Genomic DNA, 15,937 nt, shown 5'->3' on the forward strand with positions numbered 1-15,937 from the left:
CCGACGCGATCCGCGTCGCCGGGGTTAGTGGGTGTGTCCTCGAAGATGAGACCCGCGGATCGGCTTCCGCGAGCGAAGTGCAGCAGGTCCGGTGCAGCATCAGGCACCGTTCCACAGAGCCTCGGCGATGAGGTCCAGCCGCGGGAACATCAAGCTCTCGCGCGACTCGCGATGCGGTGCGTATTCCGTCCACAGCTGAGCCTGACCCCCGAGGAAGCGCGCGGCGACGTGCGCGGCCGCCCCGTCGGGGGCAGGGCGGAAGCCGGCCGCCGTCGCCTCATCGAGCACGATGCCGCACGCGTACGGGTTGGGATCCGCTTCGCTCGAGAGATAGTTGAGATACGTGCGGGTGTGGTCGGCAGTGATCACCTGCGCTCCTCGCGCCGCGGCTGCCAGCCCGCCGTCTTCGGCCAGCCATGAGACGGCGGTCGCATCCTCTGACAGGACCTCGCCGTCGTACCAGTACAGGGCGGTGCGCCCGCGCTCGCGCAGGAAGCCCGCGGCGAGCTCGACGAACCAGCCCCGCAGCGCGTCGGTCCCCGGAAGCCCCAGATCAGCCGCACGAGCCACGCTGACAGGGTCGCGACGCCACGTCTCCAGGTGCGGCTCGTCGCCGCCGACATGCACGTGCGCGCCGGGGAAGATGTCGCACACCTCGTGGAGCACGTCGGCGATGAACCGCTCCACCTCGGGGGTCGGCGCGAGCAGACTCGGCCCGAGACCGAAACGCGTCGCGACGGGCAGGTCCGGCGCGCCCGCGCCAAGTTCCGGATAGGCGGCGATCACGGACTGCACGTGACCGGGAATGTCCACCTCGGGCACGACGGCGATGAACCGCTCGGCCGCATACGCCACCACGCGCTCCAGCTCGGCGCGGGTGTAATGACCGCCGTGTGGCACGCCGTCATGTCGGTGACCGTGGCCCCAGTCGTCGTCGGAACGCGGGTCGGGTCGCCCCTCCACAGGAGCGGGCCGGGTCGTGGTGCCCTCGCGCCACGCGCCCACCTCGGTCAGGCGGGGCCATCCGGGAACCGGGATCCGCCAGCCCTGGTCATCCGTCAGGTGCAGATGCAGCACGTTCAGTCGCCGCTCGGCGAGCTGGTCGATGAGCACCAGCAGCTCATCGACCGGCACGAACCAGCGTGCCACGTCGAGCATGAAGCCGCGCCAGGAATATGCCGGAGCGTCTCCGCACTCGTCGAAGACGCGGCCGCCCCCGCGGACGCGGGAGAGAGCGCGGAACGCGCCGGCGGCGGAGCCAGCCCGCACCTCGATCACGCCGTCGACCGGTCGCAATGCATACTGTTCCGCCTCGAGCGACGGGTCATGGGGCAGGATGCGCACGGCCCCGGCCGCGGCCCGTCGAACGCCGAGAACACCCGACGCTGCAGCGGCGATGCCGTCCCAGATCTCGTCGTCCGCGCAGACGGTGAACGCGCCGGTCATCGGCTGGCACTGTCGAGCAGCGCACCGAACGGCACGAGAGCATCCTGCACCGGCGCCACGTCGGGATACCAGACCCGCTCCCACTCCAGCGCGATCGCGCCGGAGTAGCCGATCCGGTCGAGCTCATCGAGCACCGAGTGCAGCGGCACGGCGCCCTCCCCGAGGAGAACCGGGGCGAGCTCGGTCGGACTCACGGCATCCTTCAGCTGCACATGTCTCAGCCAGGGCGCCAGAGCATCCGCGGTCGCACGAGGCGACTCGCCGGCACGCCACGGGTTCACCACGTCCCAGAGGGCGCCGGTACCCGGTGCATCGGCTCGATCGAGGATGTCGGCGATCGCCGCCCCGGTGAGGAACACGTCGTGCGTCTCCATCACGATGGTCACCGCGGTGCCCGTCACGCGACGGGCGGCCTCGGCCAGGCGGGCGGCCGCGACCTCGCGCGATTCGGCGACGCCCTCGACCCCGCCGAACACCCGCACGAACGACGCCCCGACGGCTTCGGCGAGCCGGATGTGCTCGACCACCTCGGCGACAGGATCGCCGTCATCTCGCGCGATGCGGACGTACGAGGCGACGACGAGAGGGGATACGCCGGCGGACCCCAGGTCGCGGCCGAGGGCCTCCGCATCGGCGACCGAGGTCTGCGGCGTGAGCAGCTCACCCGCCGCGCAGCGCAGCTCCACCACGCCGACTCCGGTGTCGGCGCAGATGCGAGCCAGATCATCGATCGACGCGGCCGGTGCACCCAGAGTGCTGAAGGCTCGGACGGCGCTCATGCAGGGACCGCCGACGTCGTGGTGACGCTCGCCCCGGTCTCAGAGGCGCTGTACACCGCGAGGGCGGCATCCAGCACGCCGACGGCGTAGTCGATCCCGACCCGCGGCTCCCGCCCGGTGCGCGCGGCGTTGACGACGTCGTGGATCTGCGCGGTGAAGGCCGCGTCCATCTCATTCGGCTGCACGGGGACGTGCGCGGTGCGCTTCCCGTCGACGAACACCTGCACGCCGGCTTCACGATCGACCGTGAGGGCCCCGAGGTCGCCGATCACGGCGACCTGCTCCACGAAGCCCAGCCCGGTGCCGGTCACCGTGAGAGAGGCGTGCGCACCGCCCTCCAGCTCGAAGAGCGCCGCGGCATCCGTCTCGACCTCGCTGCCCGGCCGTGCGCTCACCACGCCGCTCACCCGGCTGATGCGCGCGTCGGCGAACCACTGGATGCGGTCGATCGCGTGCGTACCGACGTTCAGCACGATCCCGCCGCCGGCCACCACGGGGTCGAAGAACCACTCCGGTCTCGAGCCGCGGGCGTAGTCGGACGCGCGTCGTTCCACCACCAGGCGGATGTCGCCGATCGCGCCCGCGCGTAACAGGGCGCGTGCGGCGATGTGGCTGGGGATGAAGTGCAGCACGTGGCCGACGGCGAGGGTGACGGATGCGGCCGCGGCCGCATCCGTCAGCGCCACGGCATCCGCGTGAGTGGTCGCGATCGGCTTCTCCAGCAGGACGTGCTTGCCCGCCGCGAGCGCGTCGAGCGCCAGCGGCGCATGCAGCGCGTGGGGAGCGGTGATGATCACGCCGTCGATCGCGGCGTCGGCGAGCAGGGCACGGTGGTCGGTGCTGGTGTCGGCGCCGTACTGGGCTGCCAAGCGCTCTGCCGCCTGCGGCCGCACATCACAGACAGCGGCCACGCGATGACCTGCTGCGCGGATCGCTTCTGCGTGGAGCGTCGCGATGGTGCCGGCCCCGATGATGCCAAAGGCGAAGGATTCGAAGTGCACGGGATGCTGCCCTTTCTTGTTCAACGGGCGTCAGCCCTTGAGTCCCGACCCTGCCGCGCCGCGCACGAAGTAACGCTGGGCGAGCAGGAAGACGATGAGGATCGGAACGAGGCTCATCAGCGCTGCGGCTGTGACGAGCTGCTCGTTGCCGGCGAACTCGCCGCGCAGGCTCTGCACGCCGATCGGCAGCGTGAAGTTCTCGGGCGAGGTGAGGTAGATCGTCGGCTCCAGGATCGCGCCCCACGTCGCCATGAAGGTGAACACCGCGAGAGTCGCGACCGCGGGCTTGGCCAGCGGCAGATGCACCCGCCAGAACACCTGCCAGGGGTTGGCGCCGTCCAGGGTCGCCGCCTCTTCGAAGTCCTTCGGGATGCCGAGGAAGGTCTGGCGCATCAGGAAGATGCCGAACGGCGTCGCCAGCCAGTACGGCACGATCAGGGGCAGCAGGGTGTCGAGCCATCCGAAGGAGTTGAAGAGGATGAAGCTCGGCACGATCGTGATGACAGTCGGCAGCATCATCGTGCCCAGCGCCAGGGTCAGCAGCAGATTGCGCCAGGGCAGCACCATCCGGGCCAGTGCATGACCGACCATCGAACTCGTCAGCACGCATCCGACCACGGCGGCGACCGAGACGATCACGCTGTTGAGCAGGTACAGCCCGAAGGGCGCTCTCTGCCATACCTCGGCGTAGTTCTGCCACTGCACGGGATCGGGGATCCACGTCGGCGGCACCTGGATGTACTGCTCGAACGACTTCAGCGAATTGCTGAAGGCCGCCAGGAACGGCACCACCATGATGACCGCGCCGGCGATGACGAAGACGTAGGCGGGCAGCTTGCGCAGTGCGGCGCGCCGCCGGCGATGGGCGGCAGGCCGAATGCGGACGAGCGTGTCAGGCATAGTGCACCCACTTCTTCTGCAGGCGGAACTGGATGACTGTCAGCAGCATGATCAGCGCCAGCAGCACCCAGGCGATCGCCGAGGCATAGCCCATCTGGAAGTACTGGAACCCCTGCCTGTACAGGTAGAGCACACTGAGCTCGCTCGCTCCGTTGGGTCCGCCGTCGGTCATCACGAACACCTGGTCGAAGGACTGCAGCGTCTGGATGATGGTGAGGATGAGCACGAGGAACGTCGTGCCGGAGATCCACGGCATGGTGATGTGACGCAGCCGCTGCCACGCGTTCGCCCCGTCGAGCCGTGCCGCTTCGTACTGCTCTTCGGGGATGGCCTGCAGGCCGGCCAGGAACAGCACGGCCATGTAGCCCACGCCCTTCCAGACCGCAACGACCACCAGCACCGGGATGACGAGATCCGGGTTCTGCAGCCAATCTTGCTTGGGAAGTCCCAGCCACTGCAGCAGCTGGTTGGCGACGCCGAAGCGGGAGTTGAAGATCGCGTCCGCGACGAAGGCGACGACCACCCACGACGAGATGACCGGGATAAAGTAGGCACCCCGCAGGAACGCCATGCCCCTGAGCTTCTGGTTCAGCGCGATGCCGAGAAGAAGGGCGAACCCGGTCTGCAGCGGTACGAACAGCACCGCGAAGTAGGCGGTGTTGCCTAGTGTGCGCCAGAACATCGGGTCGTTCGCCAGGCGGACGAAGTTGTCGATGCCGACCCATTTCGGGCTGTTCACCATGTCGTAGGAGGTGAAGGCGAAGACGAGCGAGGCCAGCAGCGGCCAGGCGGTCAGCGCGATCAGGTGCAGGAGGTACGGGGAGGCGAACAGCAGCCCCCAGCCCATTCCCCGGCGCGAGCGCCGCCGTGTCTTCGTCTCCACCCGCCCGGGAGCGGGAACGCCTGCCGGCGTCTCCACTCCCGGGTCGATGATCGTTGCCGTCATGGGGTTCAGCCCTGAGCGGCCTGGAAGCGGTCGATGGACTCCTGCGCCTTCTTCTGGGCGTCGGCCAGCGCATCGTCGATGCTCATCGAACCCGACAGCGCAGAGGTGATGTTCTCGCCGATGAAGTTGGTGTACTCCGACCACACGGCGTTCTCGCCCATGTCCTCGGCATCCTCCATTCCGTCGAGGAACGCCTGACGGTTCGCCGGCGCGGTGTCGGCGCCGAGGAAGGCGTCGGAGTTCGCAACGGCGGCGTTGATCGGAATGCCTTCACCCAGAGCGGCCCAGGCGGTCTGCGGCTTCTCGCCCGAGAAGAACTCGATCCACTTCCACGCGGCATCCGCCTCGACGTCACTGGACTTCGCGTTGACGGCCCACGCGTTGACGATCGAAACCTCTCCGCGGGTGCCGCCGGGGCCGGTGGGCATGCGGACCACGTCGAAGTCGACGTTACCGGCGAGCGCGGCCTGGGCGCGGGCATAGATGCCGAACGACATGGCCACGGTCTGATTCGCGAACAGCTCGTGCGGGCTTCCCAGCGAGCTGGTGTTCACCACGTCGGGAGCGAAGCCGGTCTTCGGATCGATCGCCTTCTTCACCCACTCCAGTGCGGCGGCCGACTCAGGGCTGTCGATGGTGACCTTCGTACGGTCATCGTTGACGATGTCGCCGCCGAAGGCGCGCACCTGCGGCCACCAGCTCTCCGTGAAACCCGGGGAGAACGCCCGGAAGCCCCAGGCGTCGGCGGTGCCGTCGCCGTTCTTGTCCACGGTCAGCTTCTGCGCCGCTGCGGCCAGGTCGTCGTAGCTCCAGTCGTCGGTGGGCGAATCGACCCCCGCCTCGGCGAACAGCGCCTTGTTGTAGTACAGCACCGGCACCTGCGCCGCCTGCGGGAACGCCCACAGCCGGCCTTCGGCATCACGGTGATGATCGAGCCCGATGTAATCGACGGAATCGAGATCGTCGGCGTAGTCGGACAGATCACGCAGGCTGCCGCGCGCGGCGAACTCCTGCACGAGCACGCCATCCGACAGCCACACATCGGGCGCCTTGTCGCCGGCGACCTGGGTGCGCAGACGCTTGAAGAAGTCCACATACGGCGCGGCTTCGACCTGCACGTCGATGTCGGGGTTGGCCTCGGCGAACTCGTCGATGAGTGCGCGCATGGTGCTGTCGGCTTCGCTGCCGGCGGCGGCGTAGAAGCCGATGGTCAGCGAGGTCTTGCCGCCGTCAGCGGCGCCGGCGGCGCAGCCCGAGAGGGCGAGCATGGCGGCGCCGGCGACGGCGAGGGCGTACACGCCCCGGGAGCGGGTGATGGGCACGGCTTTCTCCTGTCAGATGGGGATGGATGAAGTGATGTCAGAGCCGCGAGCGGCTGGACTCGCGGATGTTGATGGAGGGCAGCAGCCGCGTGCGGACAGCGGCGGCGGCGCCCTGTGTGGCGATCAGTCTCAGCAGCGTGTTCGCGGCGAGGCGTCCCACCTCGAACTTGGGCGGTGACACCGCGGTCAGCGGCACCTCGGCGAGACCGGCGACCTCGTCGTCGTAGCAGATGACGGCCAGGTCGTCGGGCACGCTGATGTCCTGGGCGCGCAGCCGGGGGATCAGTGCCGTCGCCTCCCGGTCTCCGAGGCAGAACACGCCGTCCAGGCGCTGCTCCTTCGCGATCGCCGCGAAGTCGGCGAGCTCATCCCGCTCCCACGACGGCCGCCGCACGATCGCATCGGTGAGCCTCGGGACGTCGAAGGCGGCGATGGCTCGCTCGAACCCGGCGAACACGTCATCGGCCGTCGCGGTGTCGCTGCGACCCATGAAGCCGATACGCGTGCAGCCCTGTTCCACGAGATGCCGCACGGCGGCGAAGCCGCCGCCGACGACGTCCGTGACGATGTACGAGAGCCGGTCATCGGGCTCGGGCGTGCTCGGACGACGCTCCACCAGAACAGTCGGCACACCGAGGGCGCGGATGGCGTCGAGCTGTGCTTCGGCGTCGCCGAGGTGCAGCGTGGGAGCGATGAGCAGGCCGGACACGCCCGATTCGATCATCTCCCGCACGCGCATCAGCTCGCGGTCGTGGTCGTAGTCGCTGGATGCCAGCAGCATCCGCACCCCGGCGGCGCCGGTCGCCCGCTCGATGCCGGCGATGACCGTGGGGAAATAGTAGCTGGTCGAGGGCACGATCGCCCCGACGAAGCGCGAACCCGTCTCGGTGCGCTGCGGCGTGACGTAGGTGCCCGAGCCCTGTCGGCGCACGACCAGTCCGTCGTTGACGAGGATCTCGACGGCACGGCGCACGGTGTTCAGCCCGACGGAGAACTGCTCGGCGAGGGCCTTCTCCGTGGGCAGCCGAACACCGGAGGCCCACTCGCCGGCGTCGATCCTGGTGCGCAGCTTCGTGGCGACGCTTTCGAACAGCGTGCGCTCGCGAGGGAATGAATTCATTCTCTTTCCTGATCCAAACATCTTCGATTCGGTGGACTGCTGGTGACCATATTCGCGGAATTGTTGGAATGTCAATCCCGCGTCAGGGTATGTTTGCCGGAATCGCGGAGTTTCGCGGCACAAATGTACCCAATTCATTCCTTATTAGGGGAAGACTTCACATGAACACGGACAGCGTTCGGAACCTGCGCATCGAGCGAATCGAGACCTTCGCCGTGCGCCTGCCAACGAAGGGCGCCTTTTCGATCGCCGGCGGCACGGTGACCACGGCAGGAGAGCCGACGACGCGGGTGCTCGTCAAGCTCACCGCCGGCGATCACATCGGCTGGGGCGAGGCGACGCCGACGCCCGCCTGGACGTACGAGACCACGGAGTCGATCATGACGACGATCGACCGGTACCTGGCACCCGCCGTGCTCGGCATCGCGGTGTGGGACCTGGACACCGCGCACCGTCGCTTCGATCGCGCGATCAACCGCGGCATCAGCATCGGATCCCCCATCGCCAAGGGTGCGATCGATCTCGCCATGCACGATGTCACCGGGCGGGCGCTCGGGGTGCCGATCGGCACGCTCTGGGGCCAGCGACGCACCGAGCGCATCCGGCTCGGCTGGATCGTGAACGCCGACTCCCCACGGCAGGCGGCCGATGCGATCGACGCCGGGCGTGCGGCCGGCTACGACGCGTTCAAGCTCAAGGTCGGCATCCGCACCCCCGCCACCGATCTCGCCGTCGTACGCGCTGCGCGCGAGCACGCGCCGGATGCGCAGCTGTGGATCGACGGCAACCAGGGCTTCACGCTAGACGGCGCGCTGCGTCTTGCGCGCGAGATGGCCGACCTCGACATCTCGGCGTTCGAGCAGCCGCTGCCGGCGAACGCACTGCCCGCCCTGGGCCGTCTGCGCACCGCGTCGCCGGTGCCGATCGCGCTGGACGAGAGCCTGCGTCATCCGAGCGACCTCGTCACCGCCCTGCAGCTGGACGCCCTCGACGTGGCCGTGCTCAAAGCGCAGCGCAGCGCCGGACTGCACCTGTCCCGGCGCATGGGGGAATTCGCCGAGGACGCCGGGCTCTCGATCATGGGAAGCGGGCTCACGGACAGTGAGCTCGGATTCGCCGCGTCATTGCATCTGTTCGCCGCGTTCGGAGTGACGACCGCGGTCGACCTGAACGGACGCCAGTTCGTGGAGTCGTCCTACGTCGCCGGTGAGCCGATCCGCGTGGTGGACGGCGTCGCATCGGTGCCGGAGGGGCCGGGTCTGGGGGTCGAGGTCGACGAGCAGGTGGTGCGGATGCAGGCGTACGATCCGTTCGCCTGAGATTCATTCCGAAATGGGCATGCGCGGTTGACAGCGTCTCACCGGCAGGCGATGGTGACCTTCGCGGGCGCACCGGCCCGAGCACACCGAAACCACTCACACACCGGAACCACTCACAGGAAGAGGACCAGATGAGAGACCAGCGCTGGCGCCGGCTCGCCACCACGATCACCGCATTAGCGCTGGGCGCCGGGCTGCTTCTGCCGCCCGCCGCCGCAGCGGCTGAAGACACGACCGCATGGGTGAGCATCGACACCCCCACGACGGGAAGCACCACGTCGGGCGAGATCATCACCGTCTCGGGACGCTACCAGCGGGTGTCGGAGATCGAACTCGTCGTGGGGGCTCAGACGATCCTGCCGACATCGGTCGACGCGGCTGCCGGCAGCTGGAGCACGAAGGTCGACCTGACCGCGCTGGACGGCACCGTCGAGTTCGCCGTGCGGGCTCGAGACCTGAACACGCTCTACACGACCTGGTCGCCCTTCGTGCAGATCGATGTCGACAATCCCGCCGCCGCGGTGCCGGAGGTGACGATCATCTCCCCGCAGGAGGGCTCCGTACCGGGCAAGCACGTCGAGGTGACCGTCCAGGTCGACGGCGCGGGTCCTGCGGCCTCCGTCAAGGTGGCGGTGAACGACGATCATTGGCGCCGCGCCGCACGGAATCCGCACACCGGCCTGTACTCCGTGAAGATCAACGCCCAGCAGTGGCGGGGTGGCTTCATCGCCATCCGCGCTCGCGCGACGTCGTCGCACGGCGTGGTCGGCATGTCGGGTTCCCGGTACGTCGCGCTCGGCGGCGCGCAGGCGCAGCGACCTGTGGCCGTCGAGCAGGACCGCGCGCTGTGGGTCTGGGAGCGCGCATCGTACGCCGCCGTCTTCGATCGCATCGAACGCGACAAACTCGGCGCCGTGATGGACGACACGACCACGTTCGACTCCGATGCCATCCGCACCATCTACCTGGGCGTGGACCGCTATCAGGGCATCGACATGCTGCGCGATTCGCGTGACAATGTCGCCGACTTCGTCCGCTGGGCCAAGGCCCGCGGCTACCAGGTGCAGGCGACCATCGCCGGCGGCACCCGGCCGCCGTACTTCGGCGCACTGGAGCAGTACGAGCACTTCGCCGTCGCCGAGATGGAGAAGGTGCTCGACTACAACCTCGCGGTGGGACCCGATGCTCGCTTCGACGGCGTCAACGTCGACATCGAGCCTTACATCCTGCCGCAGTGGAAGGAGCCGGGCACGACGCTGCCGACCCACTGGCTGACCGTGCTGCAGAATCTCATCGAGCGCCGGGACGCCTCCGGCCAGCCGCTCCTGTTCGGACCGGCGATCCCACGCTGGCTGGATACTTCGACCTGCTGCACGGCGGTCGAATGGAACGGCGAGGTCAAGCCCCTCAGCGACCACATTCAGGATCTGACCGACTACATCGCGATCATGGACTATCGCGACACGGCCGACGGCGGCGCCGGCATCATCGCGCAGGCTCAGCACGAGATCGACTACGCGAACGCCATCGGAAAGCCGAACTCGGTCGTGATCGGCGTCGAGTCGAAGGATCTGTCCGGCGGCGGCGATCCCGAGACCGTGACGTTCTGGGAGGAGGGGCGCCTGGCGATGGAGGCCGAGCTCGACAAGGTGTACGCGGCCTTCGGCTCCAATGCATCCTTCGCCGGCGTGGCGATGCACCACTTCGACTCCCTCGTCTCGCTCCCCTCGCGATGGGAAGACGACGCGGTCTGGTATCCGATCGACAGATCCACGATCCCGAAGGGCTGAACCCGTAGCCACCCTCACCCTCCCAACGTCCTCCGAGCGCCGTGTACGTCTCGACTTCAGTAGGCTTGCTCCGCCGCCGCGGAAGACGTTGGGGGGTCCAGACGCGACCGGACGCCCGTTGATCGTCGCCCCTGCGGCCACGGCACGCGAAGTACGGCCCCTCCAACGATCAACGGACAGCCTCTCCAATGGCGACGTGTGGAACGCCTCATTCCACACCAACCGCACCGGCTACGTGGTATTCGCGTTGGAGCTCGCCGCGGCGCTGGGCATGGCGACGGCTGGCTCACGGATGCTCACTGAACCGCGCTCGAGGGAGTCGGCAGGAGGCTGAGTCCGGCGCCCGCACAAGCATTCTCGGCCGGGCACCACAGCAGTAGGCTGAGCACATCATGCAAGATTTCTGGGACTTCGCCCGCGATTACTGGTGGCTGGTCTTCCCCATCATGGGTATGGCCGGCGGTGCCATCGGTGGCATCAACAAAGCGTGGGAGCGCAGCGCCAAGCGCCGCCATGAGCGGCGCATGGAGACGCTGCGCCTGAAGGGCGAGCTCAAGGCCGCCCAGCTCGCCGCGCGAGGAACCGCGCCCGCGCGCAAGAGCCATCGCGAGGTCGCCAGCGAAGAGCGCGATTCGACGAAGCACATGCTCGAGAAACTGTTCGCCGAGCACGACGAGATCACCGCGCGCTGGCTCGACTACGAGCTCGACGTCGCGAAGCTGATCGCGTTCCCGGCCATGAGCGACGGGCGTCAGCCGCTGACGGCCGCGTTCCTGCGCGCGAAGAAGATCGCAGACACCGTGCGGCCGGCATCGTCGGATGCCAAGGTGAGCGAGACCGAGATCGCCGAGTACCTCGACGCGGTCGGCAACTACTCCGTGGCGTTCGAGGTCGCCGAGCGCGACGCGCGGCGCCTGCGCAATTCGACGTTCAGCGAGGCCGAGCGCAAGCGCCTCGACCGCGCCCAGCACATGCTGACCGTCGCGCTCGACGAGGCCGCCACTCAGGCCGAGCGCAATGTCGCCTACAAGCGGGTGCGCGAAGAGCTCGACGGGCTGATCCTGCTCTCGGACGAAGCCGTCGAGGTGCTGGAGAAGAAGGTGGCCGGTGCTCTGCCGTCGGCATCCACTCCCGCGACATCCACTGCGGTGCCCGAGCCGGAGCCGGTTCGCGCGCCGGAGCCCGTGCGCGAGCCCGTTCGCGAGCCCGCGCGTGAACCGATGCGCCTGAAGCGTCCGGACGACCGCGCATGATCGCGTCGAACGTCACCGGACCCATCGCGTACCACGCTGAAGGGCCGGTGTGGGCTGCGGCCTGGGGCGGGCTGCGCTGGGTCGACGCCACCGCGGGTGACCTGCTGACGCTGCGCGATGGCCGCGTGCACCGCCAGCACGTCGACGACGAGTACATCGCCTTCGTTCGCCCCCGCCGCACGGACGGGTTCGTCGCCGTCGGCGCTCGCACGCTGTACCTCGCCGATGAGCCCGACGGTGACGTGCGCGCAGTCGCCCGCCTGCTCGATGACCCCGCGATCCGCATGAACGACGGATGCTGCGATCCCGACGGCCGTCTGCTGGCGGGGTCCATGGCGTACGACGCGGCGCCGGGCGCCGCCGAACTTCGCGTGCTGGGTGCCGATCTGTCGTCGCGGACTGTGCTGACGGATGTGACCATCTCGAACGGCATCGGCTTCACCTCGGATGGCTCGCACGCCTACTACGCCGACACGGCCACCTCGCGCATCGACAGGTTGGACTTCGCCGGCGGTGCGCTCACTGGTCGGCGTCCGTTCGTCGAGATCCCCGCCGATCAGGGCGCGCCCGACGGCTTGTCCGTCGCCCACGACGGCAGTGTCTGGGTGGCGCTCTGGGGTGGGTCCGCCGTGCACGGGTACGACGACAAAGGGGTGCTGATCGAGCGGATCGAGGTGCCTGTGCCGCAGGCCAGCGCCTGCACCTTCGGCGGAGACGACCTGAGCACGCTGTTCATCACGACGTCGGCTCAGGGCCTGGCATCCGATCACGGCACCGAAGCGGGCTCGCTGTTCGCCGTCGACCTCGGTGTGCGCGGCCAGCCGGTGCTGCCGTTCGCCGGTTGAGCGGCGCGCCGCGGGTTGTGGCGACCCCAAGAATGAAGGACGATTCCACTTCTGCAGGATGATCCGGCGGCCGGCATCCTTCAGAACTGCAGTTCTCCTGCAGAAGTGACGGGCGACCCCCGCCGCTCTGACAGGATGCTGTTCATGCCTCGCTTCGACCTGAGCCCTGACGAACTGCGCGTGTACCGTCCGGAGGTCGCCGAGCCGGCGGACTTCGACGAGTTCTGGCAGCGGACCCTGCGCGAATCGCGCGCCGTGGCGCAGCCGGTGCGGCTGACGCGGGTCGAGTCTCCGCTGCGGGCCGTCGAGGTGTACGACGTGGTGTTCTCGGGCTACGGCGGCGACCCCGTCGGCGGATGGCTCACCCTGCCGGCCGGCGACTCGGAATCGCTCCCCGCGGTTGTCGAATACAACGGGTACGGCGGCGGCCGCGGGCTGCCGCACGAGCATCTCGCCTGGGCGGCGGCGGGCTACGCGCATCTGTTCATGGACACCCGCGGGCAGGGCTCCACCTGGGGCACCGGCGGCAGCACCGCCGACCCGCACGGATCGGCGCCCGCGGCATCCGGAGTGATGACCCGTGGCATCCTCGATCCGCACGACTACTACTACCGCCGCCTGATGACCGACGCCGTGCTCGCGGTCGACGCGATCCGGCAGATCAAGCGCGTCGACCCGTCGCGCGTCTCGGTCGCGGGCATCAGCCAGGGCGGCGGTCTCGCGATCGCCGCCGCCGCGCTGAGCGACGGGCTCGTCGCCGCGATGCCGGACGTGCCGTTCCTCTGCCACTTCGGACGCGCCGTCGGGCTCACCGACAGGGACCCGTACCAGGAGATCGTGCGCTATCTCGCGGTGCATCGGGATGCCGTCGACACCGTCTTCACGACGCTGTCGTACTTCGACGGAGTGAATTTCGCCAAGCGCGCGACCACGCCGGCGCTGTTCTCGGCCGCGATGCTCGACCAGGTCTGCCCGCCGTCGACCGTGTACGCCGCGCGCAACCACTGGGCGGGCGACGCTGACATCGTCGACTACCACTTCAACGGCCACGAGGGCGGGCTCGGGTTGCAGTGGGAGCGGCAGGCCGCGTTCCTCGCCGGCCTGCGCTGAGCCCGGCAGTCTGACGTGGCACGCAACGCGTAGGCTCGGGCACATGGACAGCAACGAGGCTCTTCGGGTCGGAATCGTCGGCGCCGAGGCCGGCTCGCTGTTCGCCGTCGACCTCGGCGTGCGCGGCCAGCCGGTGCTACCGTTCGCCGGGTGAGCGACGCCGCGAGTGGCGCTGTTCAGGGCAGATTGACCCGCTCGGTGCGCTGACGCTGACGGCCTAGCCCGTCGATCTCGATCACCATCTCGTCGCCGTGCTGCAGGTACGCGAATCGACCGGACAGCGCGACACCCTGCGGTGTGCCGGTGTTGATCACGTCGCCGGGTTCGAGCACCATGTACTGGCTGAGCTCATGCACGATCTGCAGCACCGAGAAGATCATGTCGGCGGTCGTCGAATCCTGCCGCGGCGAGCCGTTCACGAATGAGCGCAGCCGCAGCGCCTGCGGATCGATCTCATCGGCCGGCACCAGCACCGGGCCGAGCGGGTTGAACGTCTCGGAGCACTTGCCCTTCGACCACTGCCCGCCCGAGATGTTGAGCTGGTACGCGCGCTCCGACACGTCGTTCGAGATCGTGTATCCGGCGATCACCTCGCGGGCCGCCTCCGGCGACGGCAGGTAGCGGGCGGTCTTGCCGATCACGACGGCGAGCTCGACCTCCCAGTCGACTTTGGCGGCTCCAGGCGGCAGCAGCACGACGTCATCGGGCCCGACGACCGTGTTCGGATGCTTGAAGAACACGACCGGGTGCTCGGGCGGCTCCGCCCCCGACTCCGCCGCATGAGCGGCGTAGTTCTGTCCGATGCAGATGACCGCAGTCGGCCGGCCGATCGGCGCCCCGACGCGCAGGCCGTCCGTGTCGGCTTCGCGCAGTTCACCCGCGGCGAGGGCCCGGCGCACGCGGGCGATGCCGTCGGCAGCGAGAAACGCGCCGTCGATGTCGGCGGTCAGCGGGCTGAGATCGCGGATGATCCCCTCGTCGTCGCGGACGAACGGCCGCTCGTCGCCGGGCGCCCCGAGACGCATGAGTTCCATGTCTTCTCCTTCTGGCGCGTCAGCGCGCGTCGGCGTAGGCCGGGTTGACGATCGCGCCGACGTGCTCGCCGGCGAGGAAGCGGATGATGTTCTCTGCGGCGTGCACGGGCAGGTCCTCCAGAGCCTCGGGCGAGTACCACGCCGCGTGCGGGGTGAGCAGCACGTTCGGCGCGCCGCGCAGCGCGGCATCCGCTGCGAGCGGCTCCGCCTCGAAGACATCCAGCGCGGCGGCTCCGACTCTGCCGCTGTGCAGGGCCGCGACAAGGGCATCCTCATCGATCAGCGGGCCGCGGCAAGTGTTCACGATCACTGCGCCTGACTTCATGGTCTCGATCGATTTGGCGTCGATGAGGTGACGCGTCACGTCGGTGAGCGGGACGTGCAGGGTGAGGATGTCGGCAGCGGCGATGGCCTGGTCGATCGTGACGGACTCGCAATCCGCAGCCGTGATCGCCTCGACGGGTGCGTAGGGGTCGGCGACGAGCACACGGAAGCCGAGTGCCCGGCATCCGCGCGCCACGAGGGAGCCGATCCGCCCGAAGCCGAGTACCGACACCGTCGTCCGCGACGGGCGCACAGCCATCGGGCTGGCTGCGACCGGCCTCCACTCGCCGACGCGCAGCGCGGCATCGTACGCAGGCAGTCCTCGCGCTTGCGCCATGATCATGGCGATCGTATGTGCGGCGACCTCTTCGATGCAGTAACTGGGGGTGTTGGCCACGGCGATGCCGCGCTCTGTGGCCGCGGCGACGTCGATCATGTCGTAGCCGATGCCCAGCCGGCTGATGATCTTCAGGCTCGGCATGCGATCCATCAGGGCCCCGTCGACGCGGTGCCACTGCACGATCAGCCCTTCGGCGCCGGCTCCGAGCGCGGCGAGGGTGTCGAATGAGGTCTCGGGTGCCCGCTCGGCGCTCAGGCCGGCCGCGCGCAGCGTGTGCTCTGCGGCGTCGCCAGGCAGGTCGCAGTCGGTGATGAGGATGTGTGGATCGGCCATGAATCCAAATGCTATAGCATCTAGCAGAGCAGGCGCCACCAGTTTCGATTCCGGGAATTTTGCTATAGCGTCTTG

Annotated in this window: 15 protein-coding genes; 6 read left to right on the plus strand and 9 right to left on the minus strand. The window is 68.7% G+C overall.

Annotated elements, in window-relative coordinates; translation table 11 throughout:
• Window positions 1-99: 99 nt before the first annotated feature.
• From ACQUSX_RS08715 to ACQUSX_RS08745, 7 genes are read right to left on the minus strand one after another with little or no spacing between them, the layout of a single operon-like run.
• Complete coding sequence (locus tag ACQUSX_RS08715) at window positions 100-1,446, minus strand: beta-N-acetylhexosaminidase (protein ID WP_428906552.1); 1,347 nt, start codon at window positions 1,444-1,446, stop codon at window positions 100-102.
• Window positions 1,443-2,225 (minus strand): sugar phosphate isomerase/epimerase family protein, encoded by a 783-nt coding sequence (locus ACQUSX_RS08720; RefSeq protein ID WP_428906553.1) that lies wholly within the window; start codon window positions 2,223-2,225, stop codon window positions 1,443-1,445. Before ACQUSX_RS08720 ends, ACQUSX_RS08715 begins: the two co-directional genes overlap by 4 nt.
• A complete protein-coding gene (locus ACQUSX_RS08725; RefSeq protein ID WP_428906554.1) occupies window positions 2,222-3,226 on the minus strand; it encodes a Gfo/Idh/MocA family protein in 1,005 nt (334 codons plus the stop codon). The genes ACQUSX_RS08720 and ACQUSX_RS08725 overlap by 4 nt, the downstream gene beginning before the upstream one ends.
• A 30-nt stretch (window positions 3,227-3,256) precedes the next feature.
• On the minus strand, window positions 3,257-4,126 hold the full coding sequence (locus ACQUSX_RS08730) for a carbohydrate ABC transporter permease (protein ID WP_428906555.1): 870 nt from the start codon (window positions 4,124-4,126) through the stop codon (window positions 3,257-3,259).
• A complete protein-coding gene (locus ACQUSX_RS08735) occupies window positions 4,119-5,072 on the minus strand; it encodes a carbohydrate ABC transporter permease (RefSeq protein WP_428906556.1) in 954 nt (317 codons plus the stop codon). Before ACQUSX_RS08735 ends, ACQUSX_RS08730 begins: the two co-directional genes overlap by 8 nt.
• Before the next feature lie 5 nt (window positions 5,073-5,077).
• Window positions 5,078-6,394, minus strand: coding sequence for an ABC transporter substrate-binding protein (locus ACQUSX_RS08740; protein ID WP_428906557.1), 1,317 nt, complete (start codon window positions 6,392-6,394; stop codon window positions 5,078-5,080).
• A gap of 37 nt (window positions 6,395-6,431) precedes the next feature.
• Window positions 6,432-7,514 (minus strand): GntR family transcriptional regulator, encoded by a 1,083-nt coding sequence (locus ACQUSX_RS08745; RefSeq protein WP_428906558.1) that lies wholly within the window; start codon window positions 7,512-7,514, stop codon window positions 6,432-6,434.
• Between the two features lie 161 nt (window positions 7,515-7,675).
• On the opposite strand from ACQUSX_RS08745, the gene ACQUSX_RS08750 reads away from it, so the two are divergent.
• The 6 genes from ACQUSX_RS08750 (at window position 7,676) to ACQUSX_RS08775 (ending at window position 13,831) form a co-directional block, all read left to right on the plus strand.
• Window positions 7,676-8,833, plus strand: a complete 1,158-nt coding sequence (locus ACQUSX_RS08750) for a mandelate racemase/muconate lactonizing enzyme family protein (protein ID WP_428906559.1) — start codon at window positions 7,676-7,678, stop codon at window positions 8,831-8,833.
• Window positions 8,834-8,964: 131 nt separating this feature from the next.
• Window positions 8,965-10,623 (plus strand): glycoside hydrolase family 18 protein, encoded by a 1,659-nt coding sequence (locus tag ACQUSX_RS08755; protein ID WP_428906560.1) that lies wholly within the window; start codon window positions 8,965-8,967, stop codon window positions 10,621-10,623.
• A 196-nt stretch (window positions 10,624-10,819) separates the two neighbouring features.
• Window positions 10,820-10,957: a hypothetical protein gene (locus tag ACQUSX_RS08760; RefSeq protein ID WP_428906561.1), complete on the plus strand. Its 138-nt coding sequence runs from the start codon at window positions 10,820-10,822 to the stop codon at window positions 10,955-10,957.
• A gap of 58 nt (window positions 10,958-11,015) precedes the next feature.
• Window positions 11,016-11,876: a hypothetical protein gene (locus ACQUSX_RS08765; protein ID WP_428906562.1), complete on the plus strand. Its 861-nt coding sequence runs from the start codon at window positions 11,016-11,018 to the stop codon at window positions 11,874-11,876.
• The gene (locus tag ACQUSX_RS08770; protein ID WP_428906563.1) at window positions 11,873-12,721 is read left to right on the plus strand and encodes an SMP-30/gluconolactonase/LRE family protein; all 849 of its coding nucleotides are present in this window, start codon (window positions 11,873-11,875) and stop codon (window positions 12,719-12,721) included. The genes ACQUSX_RS08765 and ACQUSX_RS08770 overlap by 4 nt, the downstream gene beginning before the upstream one ends.
• Before the next feature lie 144 nt (window positions 12,722-12,865).
• Window positions 12,866-13,831, plus strand: coding sequence for an acetylxylan esterase (locus ACQUSX_RS08775; protein ID WP_428906564.1), 966 nt, complete (start codon window positions 12,866-12,868; stop codon window positions 13,829-13,831).
• A 176-nt stretch (window positions 13,832-14,007) separates the two neighbouring features.
• Here ACQUSX_RS08775 and ACQUSX_RS08780 read toward each other — a convergent pair whose 3' ends face one another.
• Together ACQUSX_RS08780 and ACQUSX_RS08785 are read right to left on the minus strand one after the other, a co-directional pair.
• Window positions 14,008-14,865, minus strand: a complete 858-nt coding sequence (locus ACQUSX_RS08780; RefSeq protein WP_428906565.1) for a fumarylacetoacetate hydrolase family protein — start codon at window positions 14,863-14,865, stop codon at window positions 14,008-14,010.
• A 19-nt stretch (window positions 14,866-14,884) separates the two neighbouring features.
• Window positions 14,885-15,862: a C-terminal binding protein gene (locus ACQUSX_RS08785; RefSeq protein WP_428906566.1), complete on the minus strand. Its 978-nt coding sequence runs from the start codon at window positions 15,860-15,862 to the stop codon at window positions 14,885-14,887.
• Window positions 15,863-15,937 lie beyond the last annotated feature (75 nt).

Origin of the sequence: Microbacterium alcoholitolerans (assembly GCF_050408615.1) — a bacterium.
Lineage (GTDB): Bacteria > Actinomycetota > Actinomycetes > Actinomycetales > Microbacteriaceae > Microbacterium.

Bases quoted from the DNA above. Each gene is read 5' to 3' on its own strand.
- ACQUSX_RS08715 (WP_428906552.1), bottom strand. From the start codon at position 1,446: ATGACCGGCGCGTTCACCGTCTGCGCGGACGACGAGATCTGGGACGGC.
- ACQUSX_RS08720 (WP_428906553.1), bottom strand. From the start codon at position 2,225: ATGAGCGCCGTCCGAGCCTTCAGCACTCTGGGTGCACCGGCCGCGTCG.
- ACQUSX_RS08730 (WP_428906555.1), bottom strand. From the start codon at position 4,126: ATGCCTGACACGCTCGTCCGCATTCGGCCTGCCGCCCATCGCCGGCGG.
- ACQUSX_RS08735 (WP_428906556.1), bottom strand. From the start codon at position 5,072: ATGACGGCAACGATCATCGACCCGGGAGTGGAGACGCCGGCAGGCGTT.
- ACQUSX_RS08745 (WP_428906558.1), bottom strand. From the start codon at position 7,514: ATGAATTCATTCCCTCGCGAGCGCACGCTGTTCGAAAGCGTCGCCACG.
- ACQUSX_RS08750 (WP_428906559.1), top strand. From the start codon at position 7,676: ATGAACACGGACAGCGTTCGGAACCTGCGCATCGAGCGAATCGAGACC.
- ACQUSX_RS08755 (WP_428906560.1), top strand. From the start codon at position 8,965: ATGAGAGACCAGCGCTGGCGCCGGCTCGCCACCACGATCACCGCATTA.
- ACQUSX_RS08765 (WP_428906562.1), top strand. From the start codon at position 11,016: ATGCAAGATTTCTGGGACTTCGCCCGCGATTACTGGTGGCTGGTCTTC.
- ACQUSX_RS08770 (WP_428906563.1), top strand. From the start codon at position 11,873: ATGATCGCGTCGAACGTCACCGGACCCATCGCGTACCACGCTGAAGGG.
- ACQUSX_RS08775 (WP_428906564.1), top strand. From the start codon at position 12,866: ATGCCTCGCTTCGACCTGAGCCCTGACGAACTGCGCGTGTACCGTCCG.
- ACQUSX_RS08780 (WP_428906565.1), bottom strand. From the start codon at position 14,865: ATGGAACTCATGCGTCTCGGGGCGCCCGGCGACGAGCGGCCGTTCGTC.
- ACQUSX_RS08785 (WP_428906566.1), bottom strand. From the start codon at position 15,862: ATGGCCGATCCACACATCCTCATCACCGACTGCGACCTGCCTGGCGAC.